Here is a 21,622-nt window from a genome sequence, read left to right as displayed (position 1 = left end):
AAGACAGCGCGCTGAAGGGTTTCCGCGGCAGCTAGCTGGCCGAAGGGTACCAACGTGGCGTGTAGGCCCACACCCCACCCGTTAGGCGAGGAAACACGCAGGTTGTGGAGGAGCCCACCAGCACCATGGTGCGCATGTCGACCATTTCTGGCAGCAGCTCGGCCAATGTGACTACCTTGAGCGTCTGCCCTGGCCTACCGATATCACGCCCCAGGACTACAGGCGTGTTGCCAGCACGGTGCCGCCGAACCACTTCGAGCGCCACGCCGAGCTGATGCGGCCTCGAGCGGGAAATCGGGTTGTAGAATGCCAACACCAGGTCAGCCTGGGCGGCCAGGTCCAGGCGCTTCTCGATGATCGACCAGGGTTTGAGGTTGTCCGACAGCGACATCACGCAGAAGTCATGGCCCAGCGGGGCACCTGCCTGGGCAGCGGTCGCCAGCGAGGCGGATACCCCCGGCAGGATCTCCAGGTCGACCCGGTGCCACGCCGGGTCGGTCGACGCGTGCAGCGCTTCGAGCACTGCCGCCGCCATGGCGAATACCCCCGGGTCGCCCGACGACACCACCACCACCGAACGGCCTTGGGCCGCCAGCTCGAAAGCATGCCTGGCGCGCTGCATCTCTTCGCGGTTGTCGGTGCAGTGCAGCACCTGGTCGCTACGGAACGGCCCGGCCATGCGCACATAGGTTTCATAGCCAAGCACGTCCTGCGCCCGGGCCAATTCCGCCTTGACCGCTGGCACCATCAGCTCGGCAGCGCCCGGCCCCAGGCCGATAACGGCCAAACGGCCGCGGCGGCGGCCCAGCCGCTCCACCTCGACCGGGGCGGGTGCCACCGCGATGACCACGTCGCCCTGCCCGATCAGTTGAGCACCGGGCAATGCCGCCGCCAGCATGCTGGCAACATCGCCTGGCTGGGCCGCGAAGCGCAGGGCAACCCCCAAAGCCTGCGCCGCTTCGTGCAGGGTGGTGTCGGCCATGGCGTGCTCGCCCGCCAACACACAGGCCACAGCTGGCTCGGCGATGCCGGCCTGCTGCAAGACAGCACGGATAGTGTGCAGCGCGCCGCTTGCAACCCCCACGACCACCGAGCGCGGGTGGATCAGCAACTCGTCGCGGCTGGCAGGGCGCGCCAGGTGCCCCACATGAATGGTGCGCCGGGCCACCTCGCTGGCGGGCAATTGCGCCTGCTGCAACCAGGGCGCATGCCCCTCGACCCGCACCGACTCGCCAGCCAGCAGGTCGGAAACAAAGCGCTTGCCTTGCTCGACATCGGCCAGGGCATAGCCTTGCGGCGGGTTCAGCAGGCAGGTGCCGAAACGCAGTTCGCCGCTGGTCGTGATGGCGGCGGCAACACCCAGCGCCGCGCCGATTTCCCGCGCCATCACGTTCACCCCGCCCAGGCCACCGAGCAATGGCACCACCGCACTGCCATCTTCAGCCACGGCCAGCACCGGCGGTTCGCTGCCCTTCTCGTTGAGCAGGGGCGCCAGGCTGCGAATGACGATACCGGCTGCGCACAGCGCAATGATCGGGGTGGCTTGCTGGTACAGCGCCCGCAGGGTGTCGCCAAAGGCACTGTAGTAGCAGTCGGCGCCCTCCACGCGGCCCTGCAGGCCATGGATCAAGGCCTGTGGATAACACTGCTGGATGCGCTGTGCCGTCAACAGGCTGCCTGGCCCGAGAATGACGATGGCCGGTGCCGGGTTCATGATCAGCCCTGCCATTTTTCCCCCGGCACGATGATCAGCGAAAAGTACGGCGACGACAGCGGGTCGACCTGGTCCAGCGGCACGATTTTCTGGTTGGCCATGGTCGCCCGTTCCACGTACAGCGCGCGCCCGTCCAGGCCTAGCTCAGCCAGCACGTCGCGGACCTTGGGGAAGTTGCGGCCGAGCTTCATGATCACCGCCGCATCGGCGTCGGCCAGGCGGCGCTTCAGCTCATCGGCCGGCAACACCCCCGACAGCACGGACAAACTCTGGTTGCGGTACACCAAGGGCGCGCCCAGCACCGAAGCGCCCCCCAGCATGGAGCACACGCCAGGAATCACCTCGGCCTCATAACGCTGTGCCAGGCGGTCGTGCAGGTACATGTACGAGCCGTAGAAAAACGGGTCGCCTTCGCAGATCACCGCCACGTCCCGACCGGCATCCAGGTGCTCGGCCACTTGCACGCTGGCTTCGTCGTAGAAGTCGCTGATGACCTGTTCATAGGACAAAGGCGCCGGCAGGGCTTCGGTGGTCACCGGGTAGACCAGCGGCAGCAGGGTCTGGGCAGGCTGCAGGTGCGCCTCGATGATGCCGAAGGCATTGCCACGCTTGCCCTTGGCCACGAAGTAGCCGACCACCGGGGCCTCGCGCAGCAGGCGCAGGGCCTTGACGGTGATCAGCTCGGGGTCGCCGGGGCCTACGCCCAGGCCCAGCAGTCGTCCACGCGGCGCCATCATTCCACCTCCGTGGCCAGGGCGTTGACCGCGGCAGCGGCCATTGCGCTGCCGCCCAGGCGGCCTTGCATGATCACGAACGGCACGCCGCGGCTGTCGGCAGCGAGCATCGCCTTGGACTCGGCAGCACCGACGAAGCCGACCGGGAAGCCGAGGATCAGCGCCGGCTTGGGCGCACCGGCGTCGAGCATTTCCAGCAGGTAGAACAGGGCGGTGGGGGCGTTGCCGATGACCACCACGCTGCCCTCCAGGTGCGGGCGCCACAACTCCAGGGCCACGGCCGAGCGGGTGTTGCCGGCCTCTTTGGCCAGGTCAGGCACGCTGGGGTCACGCAGGGTGCAGATGACCTGGTTGTCGACTGGCAGGCGGGCCCGGGTGATGCCCTCGGCGACCATGTGCGCATCGCACAGGATCGGTGCGCCGTTGCGCAGCGCTTCGCGCCCGGCATGGCCAGCACCTGCAGAGAACTGCAGGCCATCGATGGCTTCGACCATGCCACAGGCGTGGATCACCCGCACGGCGAGCTTTTCGAGGTCTGCGGGGATCCGCTCGAGCCGGGCTTCCTCGCGGATGATCCGGAAGGAATTGCGATAGATCTCCTGACCATCGCGGATGTAGTCAATCATCAAGGTGCTCCGTCGGCAGGTCGAGCATGGCGCCTGCTTCATTCAAGGTAAGGTCGGTGCCGCGCAGGGCGCCAAAGCCTGGCTGGCACGCGTCACGCAGGTACAGGTCATAACGGCCCGGTGAACGGGCCAACAGGGTGGCCGGGGCAACGTAGGCCACGGCGCAGGAACGGGGGCAGCCAGACAGGTGCACGCTGCCCGGGGCGCCAGGGCCGAGCAGCGCGGCCAGGGCCACGGCATCGCCCTTGGTCTCGCCCAGGGCCTTGGCGCAGCCGCTACTGCCGGTGCAGGCGCTGATACGTGCCAGCGGCTCATCCACGTGGCAAAGCAGGCCCAGGGCAGACAACCCGGCCTGGGCCTGCTCGATGTGCTGCGCCGGCAAGTTGGTCAGCACCAGGCTTTGCCATGGGCTCAGGCGCAGGCTGCCGTCGCCCAGCTCACGGCAGACCTGGGCGACGCCGCGCAGCATGGCCGGGGTCAGGCGGCCCTGCGCCGGGGCAACGCCAAGGGCCAGGCCGCGGGCCTGGGGCAGCTTGCCCAACCACACGGGAGCAGGCTGGTGCCGGCGCCAGCCGAGCACGGCAGCGTCGCGGCGGATATCCAGAGGCAGGCCTTCGACAAACTCGCCGGCCGGGCAGGCTTCCAGCAGCTGGCGCATGCGCGAATGCGCGGGGCTGGCCAGGTCGAGGAAACGGTCGAGCACGGCACGCACCAAGGCCAGGCCATCGGCCAGCGGAACCGCACCCAGCACTTGGCCATCTGCCGGGCAACCCGCCAGGCCGAAAGCCAGCCAGGTTTGCTGGCCCAGGCGCAAGGCCGACAACCACAGGTCGTGAGGGTGTTCGAGCATGGCCAGGGCTTCGCCGGCATCGAGCTGCACGGCGAACTTGGCTGACAACTGGTGGAAGCGCGGGGTGCTTTCGAGCAGGTCTAGAATCTGCCCGGCCAGGGGCCGTGCATCCAGCAGCATGGCCGGATCATGCCCGGCCAGCGGGCTGAGCATCAGGTTGCGTACATCGTCGCCTGCCGCATCGCGCGGGCCCAGGCCTGCCGCGAGCAAGGTCTCGACCAGGGCGTGGTGTGCATTGCCGATGCCGCGGATCTGCAGGTTGCCGCGGTTGGTGGCCTCGATCACGCCGCCGGCGAAACGCTCGGCAGCGGCCGCTACCGCATCGGCCTGGTCGGCCAGCAGCAGGCCGCCCGGTAGTTTGATCCGGCAGATACCGCCATCGCGGGCACTGACGATGCGCCACAACCCCGGGCAAGCCGAGGGACGTGGGGTAACAGCGGGGGCATCGGCCTGGGTCAATGGAGTATCCGGCAATCTGTGAAAGTGCGCTTGAGTGTAGAAGGCGCGGTATTATGCCTGCTTTGGCCGGCGGCATGAAAAGCCGGTGGTCGAGCATCATTCGGGTTTGAGCAGAAATTCTGGGGCGCTGTGCGCCCCAGAATCTTTAAGAGGTATGAATGACACCCTGGCTGACAGTAGTAGGCATCGGCGAAGACGGCTTCCCTGGCTTGGGCAAACAAGCCAGGCGCGCCCTGCTGGGTGCCACGAAGATTGTCGGCAGCCCCCGCCAGCTGGCCCTGCTGCCGCACTGCACGCGCGCTGAACAACTGCCCTGGCCCAGCCCATTCTCGCTGAACCCGGTACTGGCCCTGCGTGGCGAGCCGGTGTGCGTGCTGGCCAGCGGCGACCCCATGTTCTACGGCGTCGGGGCCAGCCTGGCGCGCCTGGTGCCCGCGGCCGAAATGCGCGTGCTGTCGATGCCCTCCTCCTGCGCCCTGGCAGCGGCCCGCCTGGGCTGGCCACTGCAGGACCTGCACGTGGTGTCACTGGTGGCGCGGCCGCTGGCTGCCCTCAACGCCCACCTGTACAGCGGCCTGCGCCTGCTGGTGCTGAGCAACGATGGCGACAGCCCGGCGGCCATCGCTGCACTGCTCTGCGAACGTGGCTTCGGGCCCAGCCGCCTGCAGGTGTTCGAGCACCTCGGTGGCGAAGCCGAACGCACGCTGGTCGGCACTGCCCAGGACTGGCCGCACACCGATATCGCTGCGCTCAACCTGGTGGCCATCGATTGCCAGGCCACGCCCCACGCCCCCCGTCACCATCGCCTGGCCGGGCTGCCCGACAGCGCCTTTCGCCACGACGGCCAGCTGACCAAGCGCGATGTCCGCGCCATGACCCTGGCGCGCCTGGCACCGCAGCCAGGCGAACTGCTGTGGGACGTGGGTGCTGGCTGCGGCTCGATCGGTATCGAATGGATGCGCGCCCACCCGGCCTGCCGCGCCCTGGCCATCGAGGCCGACGAAGGCCGCCAGGGCTTCATCGAACATAACCGCGATGCGCTGGGTGTTCCCGGCCTGCAGCTGGTTCGCGGCAAGGCGCCGGCAGCGTTGCATGGGCTGGAGCCGCCCGATGCCATTTTCATCGGCGGCGGCGTCACCCGCGAAGGGGTGCTCGACCTGTGCTGGGCCAGCCTGCGCCCTGGCGGGCGCCTGGTGGCCAATGCGGTGACCCTGCAAAGCGAACTGGCCTTGGCGCATTTTCGCCAACAGCACGGCGGCGAACTGACCCGCGTGCATGTCGCCCATGCCCAGCCACTGGGCGCGTTCGACACCTGGCGCCAGGCGCTGCCGATCACCCTGCTGGAAGTGCAGAAACCCGTCGATGCGTGAAGAAACCCGCGAACAGCCCGCCCCACTGCGCAGCGGCCTGACCACCGGCAGTTGCGCCACCGCCACCAGCCTGGCGGCAGCCAAGCTGTTGCTCACCGGGCAGCGTGACGACGCCGTGGCTATCACCCTGCCCAAAGGCAAGGTGGTGCAGATGCGCCTGGAATTCTGTCGCCTGGTGGGCGAATGCGCCGAAGCCGGGACCGTCAAGGATGCCGGCGATGATCCCGACGTGACTCATGGTGCGCTGCTGTACACCCGGGTGCGCCTGCTGGGCGAACCGGGGGTGCGTTTTGTCGCTGGCAGCGGCGTCGGCACCGTGACCCGCCCGGGGCTGGTGCTGGCGGTCGGTGAACCTGCCATCAACCCGGTGCCCCGGCGCATGATCAGCGAGCACCTGCAGCGCCTGGCCGATGAGTGTGGCCACCCTGGCGGCTTCGAGGTCACGGTCAACGTGCAGGGTGGTGAACAGTTGGCGCTGAAGACCATGAATCCGCGCCTGGGCATCCTCGGCGGCCTGTCGATCCTCGGCACCAGCGGTATCGTGCGGCCATTCTCCTGCGCCGCCTATATCGCCTCGATCCACCAGGGCATCGACGTAGCTCACACCAACGGCTACACCCACATCGCCGCCTGCACCGGCAACGCCAGTGAAGACACCATGCGCCGTGTCTACGGCCTGCCGGAAATCGCCCTGATCGAAATGGGCGACTTCGTCGGCGCGGTGCTCAAGCACCTGCGCAAGGTGCCGGTGCCGCGCCTGACCTTGTGCGGCGGCTTTGGCAAGATCAGCAAGCTGGCTGCCGGGCACATGGACCTGCACAGCCGCCATTCCAGCATCGACCTGCCGCAGCTGGCCGGCTGGGCAGCGGCGATCGGTGCTGACACAGCCCTGCAAGCCGCGATCATCGACGCCAATACCAGCCAGCAGGCTCTCGCACTGGCGCATGCGGCCGGTATCGCGCTGGGTGATGCGGTGTGCGCCCATGCCCTGGCGTTTGCCCGCAGCGTTGTGCCGGCGGCAGTGCAGGTGGAAGTGTTCGCCATCGACCGCCAGGGCGGCATTGTCGGCAAGGCTGGCGTGGCATGACCGCCCGTATCCTGCTGCTGGGTGGCATCACCGAGGCCCTGGCCATCGCCCGCCGCCTCGGCCCGCAGCATGTCTACAGCCTGGCCGGTATCGGCCGTGTGCCGCAGGACCTGCAATGCCAGGTGCGGGTCGGTGGCTTCGGTGGCGCCGAAGGCCTGGCGCGCTACTTGCGCGAGTCGGGCATTACCCTCCTGATCGACGCCACCCACCCCTATGCAGCACAGATCAGCGGCAATGCCGCCCAGGCCGCACGCAGCGCCGGCATCCCCTGTTGGGCCCTGCGCCGCCCGGCCTGGCAGGCGCAAAAGGGGGATGACTGGCGCGAAGTGGCAGACTGGGCGCACTTGATCGCAGCACTGCAGCCGTTTCGCCGGCCGCTGTTCACGCTGGGCCGTGAGCCGCTGCAGCACCTGGACGCAATTCCGCCACAGCAGTTCTGGACCTTGCGGGCACTGGAGGCCTGCCCCGGCAATGAGCGCTGCGAGGTGATCGGTGCGCGCGGGCCGTTTGTTCTCGAGGATGAACGGGCATTGTTCCAGCGGCGCAGCATCGACGTGTTGATCAGCAAGAACAGCGGCAGCGTGGCGACCGAACCCAAACTGGAAGTGGCGCGTGAGCTGGGGGTGCCGGTGCTGGTCCTGAAACGCCCGGCGTTGCCAGCGGTGGACCGCGCATTCGACACGCCGTTGGCACTGCTGGCCGCGCTGGGCGTGCACTGACAGCTTTTTCGGATTTTTCCGTACGCCCTGCAAGTGGCCCAGTAGCGCCCCGCTGCCTTACACTCAGCACCTCCCCCTGGAAGGCGCAACCCATATGGAAATGCAATGGTGGATCTGGCTGCTGTTCGGCATCGGGCTGATCCTGTTGGAACTGGTCCTGCCGACATTCTTCATCCTCTGGTTCGGCATCGGTGCCGTGCTGGTCGCGCTGGTTGCCCTGGCCGCGCCCAGCCTGGCCCTGGACATGCAGGTACTGCTGTGGGTGGTGCTGTCATCGGCCACCACCGCGCTGTGGTTCAAGCTGTTCCGGCGCAAGCAGCCGGATGTGCGCTGGACCGCCGACAGCGTGATCGGCGAAGTGGGCCTGCTGACCGCCGCGGTGTCGGAGTTCCACAAGGGCCGCGTGCGCTTCCAGAAGCCGATCCTCGGCAATGAAGAATGGACCTGCATCGCCGACAGCGAAATCGCCGCCGGCGAGCGGGTGCGCCTGACCGCCATCGAGGGCAATACCGCCCGCGTCATCCGGGCCTGAAACCGCACAAAAAGGAATTTTGCATCATGACCAGCCTCATCGTCGTTGGCGCCATCGCGCTGTTCGTTCTGATCACCGTGTTCAAGGGGGTTCGCATCGTGCCCCAGGGCGAGGAATGGATCGTCGAGCGCCTGGGCCGCTACCACAGCACCCTCAAGCCCGGCCTGAACATCGTCATCCCGTACATGGACGTGGTCGCCTACCGCCTGCCCACCAAGGACATCATCCTCGATGTGCAGGAGCAGGAAATCATCACCAAGGACAACGCGGTGATCGTCGCCAACGCCCTGTGCTTCGCCAAGGTGGTCGACCCGCAGAAAGCCTCGTATGGCGTACAGAACTTCTCCTTCGCCGTCACCAGCCTGACCATGACCTCGCTGCGCGCGATCGTCGGTGCCATGGACCTGGACGAAGCGCTGTCCAGCCGCGAGCAGATCAAGGCACGCCTGCGCGAGGCGATGTCCGAGCAGACCGAAGACTGGGGCGTGACCGTGCGTTCGGTGGAAATCCAGGACATCAAACCGTCGGAAAACATGCAACTGGCCATGGAGCGCCAGGCTGCCGCCGAACGGGAGCGCAAGGCCGATGTGACCCGTGCCGAAGGCGCCAAGCAGGCGGCCATCCTGGAAGCCGAAGCGCGCCTGCAAGCCGCCAGGCTGGACGCCGAAGCGCAAATCAGCCTGGCCGAGGCTTCGGCCCGGGCTATTTCGTTGGTCAAGGAAGCCGTGGGCAACGAAACCGTGCCGGCCATGTACCTGCTGGGTGAGCGCTATGTCGGGGCGATGGAAAACCTGGCCGGGAGCAACAATGCCAAGGTGGTGGTGTTGCCGGCGGACCTGCAGGAAACCGTGCGTGGGCTGATGGGGCGTGGCAAGGCTTGATAGCACCACGCGCTGCGTCACTTCACCGCACCCCGCGTATTTACCTATACTCCGCCTTACAATACCCACCACGATTCCTGACCGGATCTCTCCATGCCCCCACGTCGGCACATCGCCTGGATAGCCTGCCTTGCAGTGCTGTTCAACCTGCTGGCCATGCCGCTGTCCTCTGCCGCGCCCAAGGGCCCGGCCGAGCAGCTGCTGTGGGGGGCCTTCTGTTCCAGCATGGCCAACAAGGCCAAGGTCGATGTCCAGGCACTGGCCAAGATCGACCTGGGGCCGCAAAGCGACGACAGCGCCGCCTTGATGAACTGCTGGTGCTGCTCTGGCGCCGCGCCGCTGTTGGCCCTGCCCGCATACCCGCCGCAATTGCACAACCCGCCGACACTGTTCGCCGGGCTGTTGCCGCCACCGGCTGACTACCAACCCACGCCGCGCCAGCTCTGGCCTGCGTTAAACCCCCGTGCCTCTCCGCTGGCCTGAGTTCCGTCGTTGTCTGCCTGAACCTGAAACAGAACGGAGATTCACCATGCTCAAGCACGCCCTCGTCCTGGCCGCCCTGATGCTGCCTGGCGCTTTCGCCAACGCCCACGAATACAGCGTGGGTGACCTGCACATTGCCCACCCCTGGTCGCTGCAGTTGCCACCCAATGCGCCCAACGTGGCGGCGTATTTCGTGGTGCACAACAACGGCCAGGCCGACGACCGCCTGCTCAGCGTCGACAGCCCGATCAGCGATGATGCGCAACTGCACGAACATGCCATGAGCGCCAACGGCGCCATGAAAATGCAACAGGTACCCAGTGTGGTGGTGCCCGCCGGCAAGGACCTGACCTTCGCCCCCAGTGCCTACCACGTGATGCTGATGCAGCCCAAGGATCGCAGCCTGCTGGTCGATGGCAAGCGCTTCCCGTTGACCTTGCACTTCGAGAAGGCCGGCGATGTCACCGTCGAAGTGGCCGTGCAGAAGCAAGCGCCAGCGAACCAGCCGCAAGCGCACGAACACGCACACTGACCGCAGCTGACAGGCGCTGGCCATGAGCCTGCCCTACCCCCGCATGCGCCGTACCACCCGCCCTGACCGCAGGCGCGCCGGTGGCGGATGGCTGAGCCTGTTCGCCATGTGGATGATCTTCATCGGCCCGCTGATTTCCCAGGCGATGCCGATGAACCACCACGCCGGCATGGGCATGCCGATGGACATGCCCATGCCGGCTGCCCATCAGCACGCTGGCGACAGCCATCACGGCCACGGCAGCGACGGCCAGCTGCATGTGATGTGGGAAAAGTGCGGCTACTGCAGCCTGTTGTTCAACTGCCCGGCCCTGCCCCAGGCCCTTAGCCCACTCAGCGCCGGCAGCGTCGTCCCCACCAGCCACCTGATTGCACCCACGCACCAGGGCCATGCCCGGCAGGCTGTATTCCCCGGTGCGCGCAGCCGTGCACCGCCTTCCTCGATCAGCGCCTGAACCCACATTTTGTGCACGAAGCCAGCGGGCTTCGCGCTACCTCATGACTGATCGACTGGAATCATTATGTCTGGCTGCACCCCTGTTTTTGCCTTGTCCCTGCGTGGGACCATCGCCGCACTGTGCGGCTCGCTGCTTGCGCCGGTAGCCCTGGCCGCCGAGCTGAGCCCGACGGTCGTCACCGCCGTGGCACCGAGTTCGCCGTTGACCGTGGTCACCAACCCGAAAGACCCACGCCAGCCGGTGCCGGCCAGCGATGGCGCCGACTACCTGAAAACCATTCCCGGTTTCTCGGCGATCCGCGCCGGCGGTACCAACGGCGACCCGGTCCTGCGCGGCATGTTCGGCTCGCGCCTGAACATCCTCACCAATGGCGGGCTGATGCTTGGCGCCTGCCCTAACCGCATGGATGCGCCGACCTCCTACATTTCCCCCGAAACCTATGACCGGCTGACCGTTATCAAGGGCCCGCAGAGCGTGATCTGGGGCCCAGGCGGTTCGGCGGGCACGATACTGTTCGAACGCGAACCCGAGCAGTTCGGCAGCCTCGGCAGCCGGGTCAATGCCAGCCTGCTGGCCGGCTCCAATGGCCGTTTCGACAAAGTGCTGGATGCCGCTGCCGGGAACAGCCAGGCCTATGCACGGTTCGTCGGCAACCAGTCGCGCTCGGACGACTATCACGACGGTAACAACGACACCGTGCCGTCACGCTGGGACAAGTGGAACGGCGATGTCGCACTGGGCTGGACGCCCGACCAGGACACCCTGCTGGAGCTGACCGCCGGCAAGGGCGATGGTGAAGCCCGCTACGCCGGGCGTGGCATGGACGGCTCGCAGTTCAAGCGCGAAAGCCTGGGCCTGCGCTTTGAAAAGTCCAACCTCGGCGAGGTGCTGGACAAGCTTGAAGCGCAGGTCTACTACAACTACGCCGACCACGTGATGGACAACTACAGCCTGCGCACGCCCTCGGGCAGCGGCATGATGGGCATGCCCATGGTCAGCAACGTAGACCGCCGCACCCTGGGCGCACGCATCAAGGCCACCTGGCGCTGGGCCGACGTACAACTGATCAGCGGCCTCGACGCGCAAACCAACGAGCACCGCCAGCGTGGCGGCATGGGCGTGGACGCGCACAAGGGCCAGGCCTGGACCAAGGACGCCGACTTCCACAACTACGGTGCCTTCAGCGAACTGACCTGGTACGCCACGGGTGAGGACCGCCTGGTCAGCGGTGCCCGCCTGGACCGCGCCTCGGCCCGCGACTTCCGCCAAGGCAGCGCCACCCAGGGCGACACCCGCGCGGCCACCCTGCCCAGCGGCTTCGTGCGCTACGAACATGACCTGGCAGGCCTGCCGGCCACCACTTACATTGGCCTGGGCCATGCCCAGCGCTTCCCCGACTACTGGGAGCTGTTTTCGCCCAAGCTGGCACCGCCCGGTGCGGCCAACGCTTTCGACGGCATCAAGCCCGAGAAGACCACCCAGCTGGACTTCGGCATCCAGTACCGTAGCGAACGCCTGGAAGCCTGGGCCTCGGGTTATGTCGGGCAGATCCGTGACTACATCCTGTTCGACTACCGCCCCGGCATGATGGGCATGAGCACCTCGCAGGCCCAGAATGTCGATGCGCGTATCATGGGTGGCGAACTGGGCGCGGCCTACCAGCTGACCGAGCACTGGAAGGCCGATGCCAGCCTGGCGTACGCGTGGGGCAAGAACAGCAGTGACGGCAAGGCGCTGCCACAGATGCCCCCGCTGGAAAGCCGCCTGGGCCTGACCTACAGCCGTGATGTGTGGAGCGTCGGTGCGCTGTGGCGGCTGGTGGCGGCGCAGAACCGCATCGCCGAGAACCAGGGCAACGTGGTCGGCAAGGACTACGAAAAAAGCGCCGGCTTCGGCGTGTTCTCGCTCAACGGCGCCTACAAGGTCAACACCAACCTCAAGCTCAGCGCCGGGGTCGACAACCTGTTCGGCAAGGCATACGCCGAGCACCTGAACCTGGCCGGGAACGCCGGGTTCGGCTACCCGGCAAGCGACCCACAGCCGGTCAACGAGCCAGGCAGGACGTTCTGGACCAAGGTCGATTTCAGCTTCTGACACTAACCACGGGCGCAGCTTCGGTTGCGCCCATCTGCGGGTCAAAAGGAGGTTCCCATGAGAGGAACACGCATCAGTTTCTATAACCTGGCCTGGCGTTGGCACTTTTATGCGGGGCTGTTCGTGGCCCCCTTCATGATCCTGCTGGCCATCACCGGGATCATCTACCTGTTCAAGCCGCAACTCGACCCAGTGCTGTACCGCGACCTGATGGTGGTCGAAGCCGGCCATCATCGCCAGGCCGCCGATACGTTGCTGGCCGAGGTGCACCAGGCCTACCCCAAGGGCCACGTGGGCCAATACCTGCCGCCGTTGAATGCCGAGCGCAGCGCGCAGTTCGTGGTGCATGACGGCGGGCGGGAATTGAACGTCTTCGTTGACCCTTACAGCGGCAAGGTCCTCGGCGAACAGGACGGCAAGCTGAACCTGCAGGCCATCGCCCGTGCCCTGCATGGCGAACTGATGGTCGGCACCGTCGGTGACCGCCTGGTGGAACTGGCTGCCGGCTGGGGCATCGTGCTGGTGGTGTCGGGCCTGTACCTGTGGTGGCCACGCGGGCGCACCGGCGCCGGGGTAGTGTGGCCCCGGCTGTCGGCACGTGGCCGCCTGCTGTGGCGCGACCTGCATGCGGTAACCGGGTTCTGGGGTTCGGCCTTGCTGCTGTTGATGCTGCTCAGCGGCATGACCTGGACCGGCCTGTGGGGCAAGCAGTACGCCGAGCTGTGGAACCGCTTCCCGGCGTCCATGTGGACCAACGTGCCCAAGTCGGACCAGCAGGCAGGCGAACTGAACGACGCGCACCGCCAGACCGTGCCGTGGGCCATGGAAAATACGCCCATGCCGCAGTCTGGCGCGCATGCCGAACACGCCGGGCACCACATGATGTCGGCCAAACCGGCAGCGCCGCAGGTAAGCCTGCAGCAGGTCGAAGACATCGCCACCGCGCGGCAGGTCGAGCCGGGCTACAGCATTACCCTGCCCACCACCGCCGATGGGGTGTTCACCGTCGCCGTGTTCGCCGACGACCCGCGCAATGACGCCACCCTGCATGTCGACCAGTACACCGGCAAGGTGTTGGCCGACGTGCGCTGGCAGGACTACAGCCCGGTCGCCCGCGCCACCGAACTGGGGGTGATGCTGCATGAAGGCAGGATGTTTGGCGTGGTCAACCAGGTCATCATCCTGCTGGTGTGCCTGATGATCCTGCTGGGCTCGGTGAGCGGGCTGGTGATGTGGTGGAAACGCCGGCCCGAGGGCGGCCTGGGCGTACCGCCGCTGCGCCATGACCTGCCGCGCTGGAAGGCGGCGGTGGCGGTGATGCTGGTGCTGGGGGTGATGTTCCCGCTGGTGGGGGTGTCGATGGTGGTGATGTGGGCGGTGGACAGCCTGGTGGTGAGGCGCCGCCGGGTGTTGGCCAGCGCCTAATTGTGCATGAGCGGTGAATGACAAGCTGAATGCCGTAGGTGCCTAGAGCACGAGTAGGAGCAGAAGCTGCCATTCACCGCTCCACTTGTGGGAGCGGGCGTGCCCGCGAACACCGGCGCAGCCGGTGCCAGACACCGCGTCGCCTGCTTCGCGGGCTTGCCCGCTCCCACAATGAATCGCGCAGGCTGTTCAAATTTTGGGAAAGACCGTTGCTCCTACAACGAACTGCGTTGGCTTTGTAGAGAGGGCGGCACAGGCATCGCACTGCTACCCAAATGCAGAGTCGATCTGTCACGCCCCGAATTGGGACGCCCGTGTTAGCCTAGCCGGCTACCTCTGACAAGAAGACTGACCTTTACAAGGGAATGCTGCCTATGACGCAAACCTCACCCACAGCGCCAGATGAACCGCATCTGCAGCGCAACCTGACCAACCGCCATATCCAGCTCATCGCCATCGGCGGCGCGATCGGCACCGGCCTGTTCATGGGCTCGGGCAAGACCATCAGCCTGGCCGGCCCATCGATCATCTTCGTCTACATGATCATCGGCTTCATGCTGTTCTTCGTCATGCGCGCCATGGGCGAGCTGCTGCTGTCGAACCTCAACTACAAGTCTTTCATCGATTTTTCCGCCGACCTGCTCGGGCCCTGGGCTGGCTACTTCACCGGGTGGACCTACTGGTTCTGCTGGGTGGTCACCGGCATCGCCGATGTTGTCGCCATCGCCGCCTATACACAGTTCTGGTTCCCCGACCTGCCGCAGTGGATACCCGCGCTGACTTGCGTGGCGCTGCTGCTGTCGCTGAACCTGGTAACGGTGAAAATGTTCGGTGAGCTGGAGTTCTGGTTCGCCCTGGTCAAGATCGTCGCCATCCTCGGCCTGGTCGCCACCGGCCTGTACATGGTCATCACCGGCTTCACCTCGCCCAGCGGGCGCACAGCGCAGCTGGCCAACCTGTGGAATGACAGCGGCATGTTCCCCAACGGGGTGATGGGCTTCTTCGCCGGCTTCCAGATCGCCGTGTTCGCCTTCGTCGGCATCGAGCTGGTCGGCACCACCGCTGCCGAAGCGAAAAACCCCGAGCGCACCCTGCCGCGGGCGATCAACTCGATCCCGGTACGCATCATCGTGTTCTATGTGCTGGCACTGATCGCGATCATGGCGGTGACCCCGTGGCGCGACGTGGTACCGGGCAAGAGCCCGTTCGTCGAACTGTTCGTGCTGGCCGGCCTGCCGGCCGCGGCGAGCATCATCAATTTCGTGGTGCTGACGTCGGCCGCCTCGTCGGCCAACAGCGGCGTGTTCTCCACCAGCCGCATGCTGTACGGCCTGTCGCAGGAAGGTGATGCGCCCAGGGCGTTCGAGAAACTGTCCAGCCGCTCGGTACCTGCCAACGGCCTGTACTTCTCCTGCACCTGCCTGCTGCTGGGGGCGGTGCTGATTTACCTGGTGCCGAACGTGGTCGAGGCATTCACCCTGGTGACCACGGTATCGGCGGTGCTGTTCATGTTCGTCTGGACGCTGATCCTGCTGTCGTACCTGAAGTACCGCAAGCAACGGGCGGCGCTGCACCAGGCGTCGAAGTACAAGATGCCGGGCGGGCGCTTCATGTGCTACGTGTGCCTGGTGTTCTTTGCCTTCATCCTGGTGTTGCTGAGCCTGGAGGCCGACACCCGCTCGGCGCTGGTGGTAACGCCGATCTGGTTCCTGTTGCTGGCATCCACTTACCAGGGCGTGCGCAGCCGCCGTCAGCCGCGTTCCACAGTGCGCAACGGTTAATGGCCTTGGGGGCTGCGTTGCAGCCCCAATCCTGTGCACGCAACCCCCACAAGCACCATGCTGGCCCGCGCAAACGCCCCAACACCTCGCACCACGGCTCTATCCCGCCCGTTTCGCCGTTAGGCACACCCCTTGCAAAGCTCCTCCCGCTTGCCCAACACATAAAAACCAGCGGAGAGAGCACATGAAGCGTCGCAGTCTGATCAAGGCCTTTACCCTCAGCGCATCGATTGCGGCAATGGGCCTGAGCTGGAGTATCCAGGCCGCCGAGACCATCAAGGTCGGCATCCTGCATTCGCTGTCGGGGACCATGGCCATTTCCGAGACGTCGCTCAAGGACATGGCGCTGATGACCATCGAGCAAATCAACGCCAAAGGCGGGGTCAACGGCAAGATGCTCGAACCGGTGGTGGTCGACCCGGCCTCCAACTGGCCGCTGTTCGCCGAGAAGAGCCGCCAGCTGCTGACCCAGGACAAGGTCGCGGTGGTGTTCGGCTGCTGGACCTCGGTGTCGCGCAAGTCGGTGCTGCCCGTGTTCGAGGAACTCAACGGCCTGCTGTTCTACCCCGTGCAGTACGAGGGTGAAGAGATGTCGCCAAACGTGTTCTACACCGGCGCCGCCCCCAACCAGCAAGCCATCCCTGCGGTGCAATACCTGATGAGCGAAGACGGCGGCAGCGCCAAGCGCTTCTTCCTGCTGGGCACCGACTACGTCTACCCTCGCACCACCAACAAGATCCTGCGGGCCTTCCTGCACAGTAAGGGCGTGGCCGACAAGGACATCGAAGAGGTGTACACGCCGTTCGGCCACGCCGACTACCAGACCATCGTCGCCAACATCAAGAAGTTCTCCGCAGGCGGCAAGACGGCGGTCATCTCCACGGTCAACGGCGACTCCAACGTGCCGTTCTACAAAGAACTGGCCAACCAGGGCCTGAAAGCCACCGACGTGCCGGTGGTGGCGTTCTCGGTGGGCGAAGAAGAGCTGCGCGGTATCGATACCAAGCCGCTGGTGGGCCACCTGGCGGCGTGGAACTACTTCGAGTCGGTGGATAACCCGGTCAACCAGAAGTTCGTCGCCGACTGGAAAGCCTACGCCAAGGCCAAAGGCCTGCCAGGTGCCGACAAGGCGGTAACCAACGACCCGATGGAGGCCACCTACGTGGGCATCCACATGTGGGCCCAGGCGGTTGAGAAAGCCAAGTCCACCGACGTGGACAAGGTCCGCGAGGCCCTGGCCGGCCAGACCTTCAAGGCACCGTCAGGCTTCACCCTGACCATGGACAAGACCAACCACCACCTGCACAAACCGGTGATGATCGGCGAGATCCAGGATGACGGGCAGTTCAGCGTGGTCTGGGAAACCGAGCAGCCGCTGCGGGCGCAGCCATGGAGCCCGTTCATTCCAGGCAATGACAAGCGGCCAGATTACGCCGTGAAAGGTAACTGAGTGCAGGGGGCTGCTTTGCAGCCCATTCGCGGGCTTGCCCGCTCCCACAGGATCCCCACTGCCCTCTGGACCGGTGAAATCCCTGTAGGAGCGGGTTTACCCGCGAAGAATCCAACCCCGATTTCCAGGATTGCCCGCATGCTCAGACTCCTGCTCACACTTCTCCTGCTAATGCCCTTGGCAACCCACGCCAGCGAGGGCGAATTCTTCCTCACCGCCAAGCCCGCGGAGCAGGCCCAACTGCTCGGAAACTGGGCAGCGCAACCCGATGCTGCACGCCTGCCGCTGTTGGAAAACCTGCGCCAGGGCCGCATCGCCGCCGACGACACCCGCAAGCTGCGCCTGAACAACCGCCTGCGCGGCTTGATCGACAATGCCCTGGCCAGCCACCAGTTGCTCAGCGCCGACAGCGACACCCGCCTGGCTGCCGCCCAGCAACTGCAAAAAAGCGCACAACCGGCGCAAATGGCGTTCCTCGACCGGCGCTTCGCCAGCGAGCCGGACGCTGCCGTACACGCAGCCCTGGGCCTGGCCCTGGCCAACTTGCAACTGGGCGCCAGCGACCCCGCCGTACGCCTGGCCGCCGTACGCCTGCTGGGGGAAACCGGCGACCCGCTGGCCCGCACGCGCCTTGAAGCGCTGCTGCAACCCGACGCGGAAAGCGACCCGGGCGTGCGCACCGCTGCCGAAACCAGCCTGGCCCAGGTGCAGCGCAAGCTGCTGTTCGGCGAGCTGCTCGGCCAGGCCTTCAGTGGCCTGTCGCTGGGGTCGATCCTGCTGCTGGCGGCGCTCGGCCTGGCGATCACCTTCGGCCTGCTGGGCGTGATCAACATGGCCCATGGCGAGATGCTGATGCTCGGCGCCTACAGCACCTATATGGTCCAGGTGCTGGTGCAGCGTTATGCCCCGGGTGCCATCGAGTTCTATCCGCTGATCGCCCTACCGGTGGCCTTCGCCATCAGCGCCGGCGTCGGCATGGCGCTGGAGCGCACGGTCATCCGCCACCTGTATGGCCGCCCACTGGAAACCCTGCTGGCCACCTGGGGGATCAGCCTGATCCTGATCCAGGCCATCCGCCTGCTGTTCGGCGCGCAGAACGTCGAAGTCAGCAACCCGGCATGGTTGTCGGGCGGCATCCAGCTGCTGCCCAACCTGGTGCTGCCCTACAACCGCCTGGTGATCATCGGCTTCGCCCTGGCGGTGGTGCTGCTGACCTGGCTGCTGCTCAACCGCACGCGGCTGGGCCTGAACGTGCGGGCGGTGACCCAGAACCGCAACATGGCGGCATGCTGCGGTGTGTCTACCGGGCGCGTCGACATGCTGGCCTTCGGCCTTGGCTCGGGCATTGCCGGGCTGGGCGGCGTAGCCCTGAGCCAGGTGGGCAACGTCGGCCCGGACCTGGGCCAGAGCTACATCATCGACTCGTTCCTGGTGGTGGTGCTCGGCGGGGTCGGGCAACTGGCCGGGAGCCTGTGGGCGGCGTTTGGCCTTGGTATTGCCAACAAGCTGCTGGAACCCCAGATCGGCGCCGTACTCGGCAAGATCCTCATCCTTGCGTTGATCATTCTGTTCATCCAGAAGCGCCCGCAAGGCCTGTTCGCCCTCAAGGGACGGGTAATCGACTGATGAACCAGCCACTGCTAGTCACCGCTACGCAAAAGGCCGGGCCGCGCCTGTCGCTGGCCATCGGCGCCGTCGTCACCCTGCTGCTGGTCGCCCTGCCGCTGTTGTCGCTGCTCCCGGCGGACCACGCCTTGCAAGTGTCGGCCTATACCCTGACCTTGGTAGGCAAGATTCTCTGCTACGCCATCGTCGCCCTGGCCCTGGACCTGGTCTGGGGCTACGCCGGCCTGCTGTCACTGGGCCACGGCCTGTTCTTCGCCCTGGGCGGGTATGCCATGGGCATGTACCTGATGCGCCAGGCGGCCGGGGACGGCCTGCCCGGGTTCATGGCTTTTCTGTCGTGGACCGAGCTGCCATGGTACTGGGCCGGAACCCAGCATTTTGCCTGGGCCCTGTGCCTGGTGGTGCTGGCCCCTGGGCTGCTGGCGCTGGTGTTCGGTTGGTTCGCCTTCCGCTCGCGGATCAAGGGTGTGTACTTCTCGATCATGACCCAAGCCCTGACCTTCGCCGGCATGCTGTTGTTCTTCCGCAACGAAACCGGCTTCGGCGGCAACAACGGCTTCACCAACTTCCGCACCATTCTGGGCTTCGACATCACCGCGCAAGGTACCCGCGCCGTGTTGTTCCTGCTGACGGTCGGCCTGCTGCTGGCCAGCCTGTACCTGTGCTGGCGGCTGACCCGCAGCAAGTTCGGCCGCCTGCTGACCGCCGTGCGTGACGCCGAGAACCGCCTGATGTTCTGCGGTTACGACCCGCGCGGCTTCAAGCTGCTGGTGTGGGTGCTCAGCGCCGTGCTGTGCGGCCTGGCCGGGGCGCTGTACGTGCCCCAGGTGGGCATCATCAACCCCAGCGAAATGTCGCCGACCAACTCCATCGAAGCCGCCGTGTGGGTAGCCCTTGGTGGCCGTGGCACGCTGATCGGGCCGTTGCTCGGCGCCGGCCTGGTCAATGGCATGAAAAGCTGGTTCACCGTGGCCTTCCCGGAATTCTGGCTGTTCTTCCTCGGTGCGCTGTTCATTCTCGTCACCCTGTACCTGCCCAAGGGCGTGGTCGGCCTGTTGAAAAAAAGGAGCCAGCCATGAGAGGCGTGCCCCCGGTGCATCCCGAATTCATGCTCGAACCGGTATTCGACCCGCTCGGCGCCGGCCGCGACGCCATCGGCCTGGGCCACACCCGCAAGGCGGGCCTGGATACCCGCCACGGCACGGTGCTGAGCCTGGAAGACATCAGTGTCAGCTTTGACGGTTTCAAGGCGCTGAACGCGCTCAACCTGTATATCGGGGTGGGCGAGTTGCGCTGCATCATCGGCCCCAATGGCGCCGGCAAGACCACCCTGATGGACGTGATCACCGGCAAGACCCGCCCAGACAGCGGCACGGCCTACTTTGGCGACACCCTCGACCTGACCCGCCTGGGCGAGTACCAGATCGCCCAAGCCGGGATTGGCCGCAAGTTCCAGAAACCCACGGTGTTCGAGGCGCTGACGGTGTACGAGAACCTGGAGCTGGCGCTGAAGACCGACAAATCGGTATGGGCCAGCCTGGCTGCACGCCTGAGCGGCGAGCAGCGCCAGCGCATCGAAGAGGTGCTGACAACCTTGCGCCTGCTGCCGCTGGCCCAGCGCCAGGCGGGCCTGCTGTCGCACGGGCAGAAGCAGTTCCTCGAAATCGGCATGCTGCTGGTACAAGAGCCGCAGTTGCTGTTGCTGGATGAACCCGTGGCGGGCATGACCGATGCCGAGACCGAGTTCACCGCCGAGCTGTTCAGGGGCTTGGCCGGCAAGCATTCGCTGATGGTGGTCGAGCACGACATGGGGTTCGTCGGCAGCATCGCTGACCACGTGACCGTGCTGCACCAGGGCAGTGTGCTGGCAGAAGGGTCGCTGGAGCAGGTGCAGGCGGATGAGCGGGTGGTCGAGGTGTACCTGGGCCGCTAGACAGGGATACCTGTGCCGGCCTATTCGCGGGTAAACCCGCTCCCACAGGTAATGCACAAGTCTTGAAATCTGTGCGGTCCCTGTAGGAGCGGGTTCACCCGCGAATAGGCCGGCACAGGCACAGCAACACTTTCAGGAAAACCAACATGCTCAAGATCGACACCCTGCACCAATACTACGGCGGCAGCCACATTCTGCGCGGCCTCTCCTTCGAAGCCAAAGTCGGCGAAGTGACCTGCCTGCTGGGCCGCAACGGGGTCGGCAAGACTACCCTGCTGCGCTGCCTGATGGGCCTGGTGCCCGCCCGGGATGGCAGCATCGAATGGGAAGGCAAGCTGATTACCGCGCTCAAACCCCAGCAACGCGTACACGCCGGCATCGCCTACGTGCCCCAGGGCCGTGAGATTTTCCCGCGCCTGACCGTCGAGGAGAACCTGCTGATGGGCCTGTCGCGTTTCCCCGCGCGGGAGGCCCGCGAAGTGCCAGCCTTCATCTACGAGCTGTTCCCGGTGCTTGAGCAAATGAAGCAGCGCCGGGGCGGCGACCTGTCTGGCGGGCAGCAGCAACAGCTGGCCATCGGCCGCGCCCTGGCCAGCCGGCCGCGCCTGCTGATCCTCGACGAACCGACCGAAGGCATCCAGCCGTCGGTCATCAAGGAAATCGGCGCCGTCATCCGTCGCCTTGCCGCACGGGGGGACATGGCGATCCTGCTGGTGGAGCAGTTCTACGATTTTGCCGAAGAGCTGGCCGACCAGTACCTGGTCATGGCCCGTGGCGAGATCGTGCAGCGCGGGCGCGGCGAAAACATGCAAGCCGAGGGTGTGCGCGGCCTGGTAACCATTTAACCTGCAAGCACCGTACTTGCGAGA

Annotated in this window: 20 protein-coding genes; 16 read left to right on the top strand and 4 right to left on the bottom strand. The window is 66.0% G+C overall.

What is annotated here, in order from left to right; all coding sequences use genetic code 11:
* Positions 1-31: 31 nt before the first annotated feature.
* Genes cobJ through cobG form a run of 4 tightly spaced genes read right to left on the bottom strand, consistent with a single transcriptional unit; the run spans position 32 to position 4,398 of the window.
* The gene (gene cobJ / locus DMX12_RS05715; RefSeq protein ID WP_110676687.1) at positions 32-1,729 is read right to left on the bottom strand and encodes a precorrin-3B C(17)-methyltransferase; all 1,698 of its coding nucleotides are present in this window, start codon (positions 1,727-1,729) and stop codon (positions 32-34) included.
* Positions 1,717-2,451 (bottom strand): precorrin-2 C(20)-methyltransferase, encoded by a 735-nt coding sequence (locus DMX12_RS05710; protein ID WP_033690487.1) that lies wholly within the window; start codon positions 2,449-2,451, stop codon positions 1,717-1,719. The genes cobJ and DMX12_RS05710 overlap by 13 nt, the downstream gene beginning before the upstream one ends.
* Positions 2,448-3,074 (bottom strand): precorrin-8X methylmutase, encoded by a 627-nt coding sequence (locus DMX12_RS05705; protein WP_110676685.1) that lies wholly within the window; start codon positions 3,072-3,074, stop codon positions 2,448-2,450. The genes DMX12_RS05710 and DMX12_RS05705 overlap by 4 nt, the downstream gene beginning before the upstream one ends.
* Positions 3,067-4,398 carry a precorrin-3B synthase gene (cobG, locus tag DMX12_RS05700; protein ID WP_110676683.1) on the bottom strand — a complete coding sequence of 444 codons (1,332 nt, stop codon included), beginning with the start codon at positions 4,396-4,398 and terminating at the stop codon, positions 3,067-3,069. Before cobG ends, DMX12_RS05705 begins: the two co-directional genes overlap by 8 nt.
* Positions 4,399-4,541: 143 nt before the next feature.
* On the opposite strand from cobG, the gene DMX12_RS05695 reads away from it, so the two are divergent.
* The 16 genes from DMX12_RS05695 to urtE all read left to right on the top strand — a co-directional run bounded on the left by DMX12_RS05695 (position 4,542) and on the right by urtE (position 21,598).
* On the top strand, positions 4,542-5,753 hold the full coding sequence (locus DMX12_RS05695; protein WP_054904935.1) for a bifunctional cobalt-precorrin-7 (C(5))-methyltransferase/cobalt-precorrin-6B (C(15))-methyltransferase: 1,212 nt from the start codon (positions 4,542-4,544) through the stop codon (positions 5,751-5,753).
* Entirely contained in the window at positions 5,746-6,840 is a 1,095-nt protein-coding gene (locus DMX12_RS05690) for a cobalt-precorrin-5B (C(1))-methyltransferase (RefSeq protein WP_029885701.1), read from the top strand. The genes DMX12_RS05695 and DMX12_RS05690 overlap by 8 nt, the downstream gene beginning before the upstream one ends.
* On the top strand, positions 6,837-7,559 hold the full coding sequence (locus DMX12_RS05685) for a cobalt-precorrin-6A reductase (protein ID WP_110676681.1): 723 nt from the start codon (positions 6,837-6,839) through the stop codon (positions 7,557-7,559). The genes DMX12_RS05690 and DMX12_RS05685 overlap by 4 nt, the downstream gene beginning before the upstream one ends.
* A gap of 94 nt (positions 7,560-7,653) precedes the next feature.
* Positions 7,654-8,091 carry an NfeD family protein gene (locus DMX12_RS05680; protein WP_110676679.1) on the top strand — a complete coding sequence of 146 codons (438 nt, stop codon included), beginning with the start codon at positions 7,654-7,656 and terminating at the stop codon, positions 8,089-8,091.
* Positions 8,092-8,117: 26 nt separating this feature from the next.
* Complete coding sequence (locus DMX12_RS05675; RefSeq protein ID WP_009683275.1) at positions 8,118-8,972, top strand: SPFH domain-containing protein; 855 nt, start codon at positions 8,118-8,120, stop codon at positions 8,970-8,972.
* 93 nt (positions 8,973-9,065) lie between these two features.
* Positions 9,066-9,455, top strand: a complete 390-nt coding sequence (locus DMX12_RS05670; protein WP_054904938.1) for a DUF2946 domain-containing protein — start codon at positions 9,066-9,068, stop codon at positions 9,453-9,455.
* A 46-nt stretch (positions 9,456-9,501) separates the two neighbouring features.
* Positions 9,502-9,987, top strand: coding sequence for a copper chaperone PCu(A)C (locus DMX12_RS05665; protein ID WP_009683277.1), 486 nt, complete (start codon positions 9,502-9,504; stop codon positions 9,985-9,987).
* A gap of 22 nt (positions 9,988-10,009) precedes the next feature.
* A complete protein-coding gene (locus DMX12_RS05660) occupies positions 10,010-10,441 on the top strand; it encodes a DUF2946 domain-containing protein (protein WP_110676677.1) in 432 nt (143 codons plus the stop codon).
* A gap of 66 nt (positions 10,442-10,507) precedes the next feature.
* The gene (locus DMX12_RS05655) at positions 10,508-12,538 is read left to right on the top strand and encodes a TonB-dependent copper receptor (protein WP_110676675.1); all 2,031 of its coding nucleotides are present in this window, start codon (positions 10,508-10,510) and stop codon (positions 12,536-12,538) included.
* Positions 12,539-12,595: 57 nt separating this feature from the next.
* On the top strand, positions 12,596-13,963 hold the full coding sequence (locus DMX12_RS05650; RefSeq protein ID WP_110676673.1) for a PepSY domain-containing protein: 1,368 nt from the start codon (positions 12,596-12,598) through the stop codon (positions 13,961-13,963).
* A gap of 374 nt (positions 13,964-14,337) precedes the next feature.
* The gene (cycA, locus tag DMX12_RS05640) at positions 14,338-15,744 is read left to right on the top strand and encodes a D-serine/D-alanine/glycine transporter (RefSeq protein WP_110676671.1); all 1,407 of its coding nucleotides are present in this window, start codon (positions 14,338-14,340) and stop codon (positions 15,742-15,744) included.
* Positions 15,745-15,928: 184 nt separating this feature from the next.
* Positions 15,929-17,194, top strand: coding sequence for an urea ABC transporter substrate-binding protein (urtA, locus tag DMX12_RS05635; protein ID WP_029885708.1), 1,266 nt, complete (start codon positions 15,929-15,931; stop codon positions 17,192-17,194).
* Positions 17,195-17,332: 138 nt separating this feature from the next.
* On the top strand, positions 17,333-18,820 hold the full coding sequence (urtB, locus tag DMX12_RS05630) for an urea ABC transporter permease subunit UrtB (RefSeq protein WP_110676669.1): 1,488 nt from the start codon (positions 17,333-17,335) through the stop codon (positions 18,818-18,820).
* A complete protein-coding gene (gene urtC / locus DMX12_RS05625) occupies positions 18,820-19,899 on the top strand; it encodes an urea ABC transporter permease subunit UrtC (RefSeq protein ID WP_009683284.1) in 1,080 nt (359 codons plus the stop codon). The genes urtB and urtC overlap by 1 nt, the downstream gene beginning before the upstream one ends.
* Positions 19,896-20,753, top strand: coding sequence for an urea ABC transporter ATP-binding protein UrtD (urtD, locus tag DMX12_RS05620; protein WP_110676667.1), 858 nt, complete (start codon positions 19,896-19,898; stop codon positions 20,751-20,753). The genes urtC and urtD overlap by 4 nt, the downstream gene beginning before the upstream one ends.
* 146 nt (positions 20,754-20,899) lie before the next feature.
* Positions 20,900-21,598: an urea ABC transporter ATP-binding subunit UrtE gene (gene urtE / locus DMX12_RS05615; RefSeq protein ID WP_110676665.1), complete on the top strand. Its 699-nt coding sequence runs from the start codon at positions 20,900-20,902 to the stop codon at positions 21,596-21,598.
* Positions 21,599-21,622: the final 24 nt, after the last annotated feature.

The sequence above is a fragment of the Pseudomonas sp. MB-090624 genome (assembly GCF_003205245.1).
Classification (GTDB): Bacteria; Pseudomonadota; Gammaproteobacteria; order Pseudomonadales; family Pseudomonadaceae; genus Aquipseudomonas; species Aquipseudomonas juntendi.
Note: the sequence above shows the minus strand (reverse complement) of the source record. Positions and strands in the feature narration are given on the sequence as shown.

Bases quoted from the DNA above. Each gene is read 5' to 3' on its own strand.
- cobJ (WP_110676687.1), bottom strand. From the start codon at position 1,729: ATGGCAGGGCTGATCATGAACCCGGCACCGGCCATCGTCATTCTCGGG.
- DMX12_RS05710 (WP_033690487.1), bottom strand. From the start codon at position 2,451: ATGATGGCGCCGCGTGGACGACTGCTGGGCCTGGGCGTAGGCCCCGGC.
- DMX12_RS05705 (WP_110676685.1), bottom strand. From the start codon at position 3,074: ATGATTGACTACATCCGCGATGGTCAGGAGATCTATCGCAATTCCTTC.
- DMX12_RS05695 (WP_054904935.1), top strand. From the start codon at position 4,542: ATGACACCCTGGCTGACAGTAGTAGGCATCGGCGAAGACGGCTTCCCT.
- DMX12_RS05690 (WP_029885701.1), top strand. From the start codon at position 5,746: ATGCGTGAAGAAACCCGCGAACAGCCCGCCCCACTGCGCAGCGGCCTG.
- DMX12_RS05685 (WP_110676681.1), top strand. From the start codon at position 6,837: ATGACCGCCCGTATCCTGCTGCTGGGTGGCATCACCGAGGCCCTGGCC.
- DMX12_RS05680 (WP_110676679.1), top strand. From the start codon at position 7,654: ATGGAAATGCAATGGTGGATCTGGCTGCTGTTCGGCATCGGGCTGATC.
- DMX12_RS05675 (WP_009683275.1), top strand. From the start codon at position 8,118: ATGACCAGCCTCATCGTCGTTGGCGCCATCGCGCTGTTCGTTCTGATC.
- DMX12_RS05670 (WP_054904938.1), top strand. From the start codon at position 9,066: ATGCCCCCACGTCGGCACATCGCCTGGATAGCCTGCCTTGCAGTGCTG.
- DMX12_RS05665 (WP_009683277.1), top strand. From the start codon at position 9,502: ATGCTCAAGCACGCCCTCGTCCTGGCCGCCCTGATGCTGCCTGGCGCT.
- DMX12_RS05660 (WP_110676677.1), top strand. From the start codon at position 10,010: ATGAGCCTGCCCTACCCCCGCATGCGCCGTACCACCCGCCCTGACCGC.
- DMX12_RS05655 (WP_110676675.1), top strand. From the start codon at position 10,508: ATGTCTGGCTGCACCCCTGTTTTTGCCTTGTCCCTGCGTGGGACCATC.
- DMX12_RS05650 (WP_110676673.1), top strand. From the start codon at position 12,596: ATGAGAGGAACACGCATCAGTTTCTATAACCTGGCCTGGCGTTGGCAC.
- cycA (WP_110676671.1), top strand. From the start codon at position 14,338: ATGACGCAAACCTCACCCACAGCGCCAGATGAACCGCATCTGCAGCGC.
- urtA (WP_029885708.1), top strand. From the start codon at position 15,929: ATGAAGCGTCGCAGTCTGATCAAGGCCTTTACCCTCAGCGCATCGATT.
- urtB (WP_110676669.1), top strand. From the start codon at position 17,333: ATGCTCAGACTCCTGCTCACACTTCTCCTGCTAATGCCCTTGGCAACC.
- urtC (WP_009683284.1), top strand. From the start codon at position 18,820: ATGAACCAGCCACTGCTAGTCACCGCTACGCAAAAGGCCGGGCCGCGC.
- urtD (WP_110676667.1), top strand. From the start codon at position 19,896: ATGAGAGGCGTGCCCCCGGTGCATCCCGAATTCATGCTCGAACCGGTA.
- urtE (WP_110676665.1), top strand. From the start codon at position 20,900: ATGCTCAAGATCGACACCCTGCACCAATACTACGGCGGCAGCCACATT.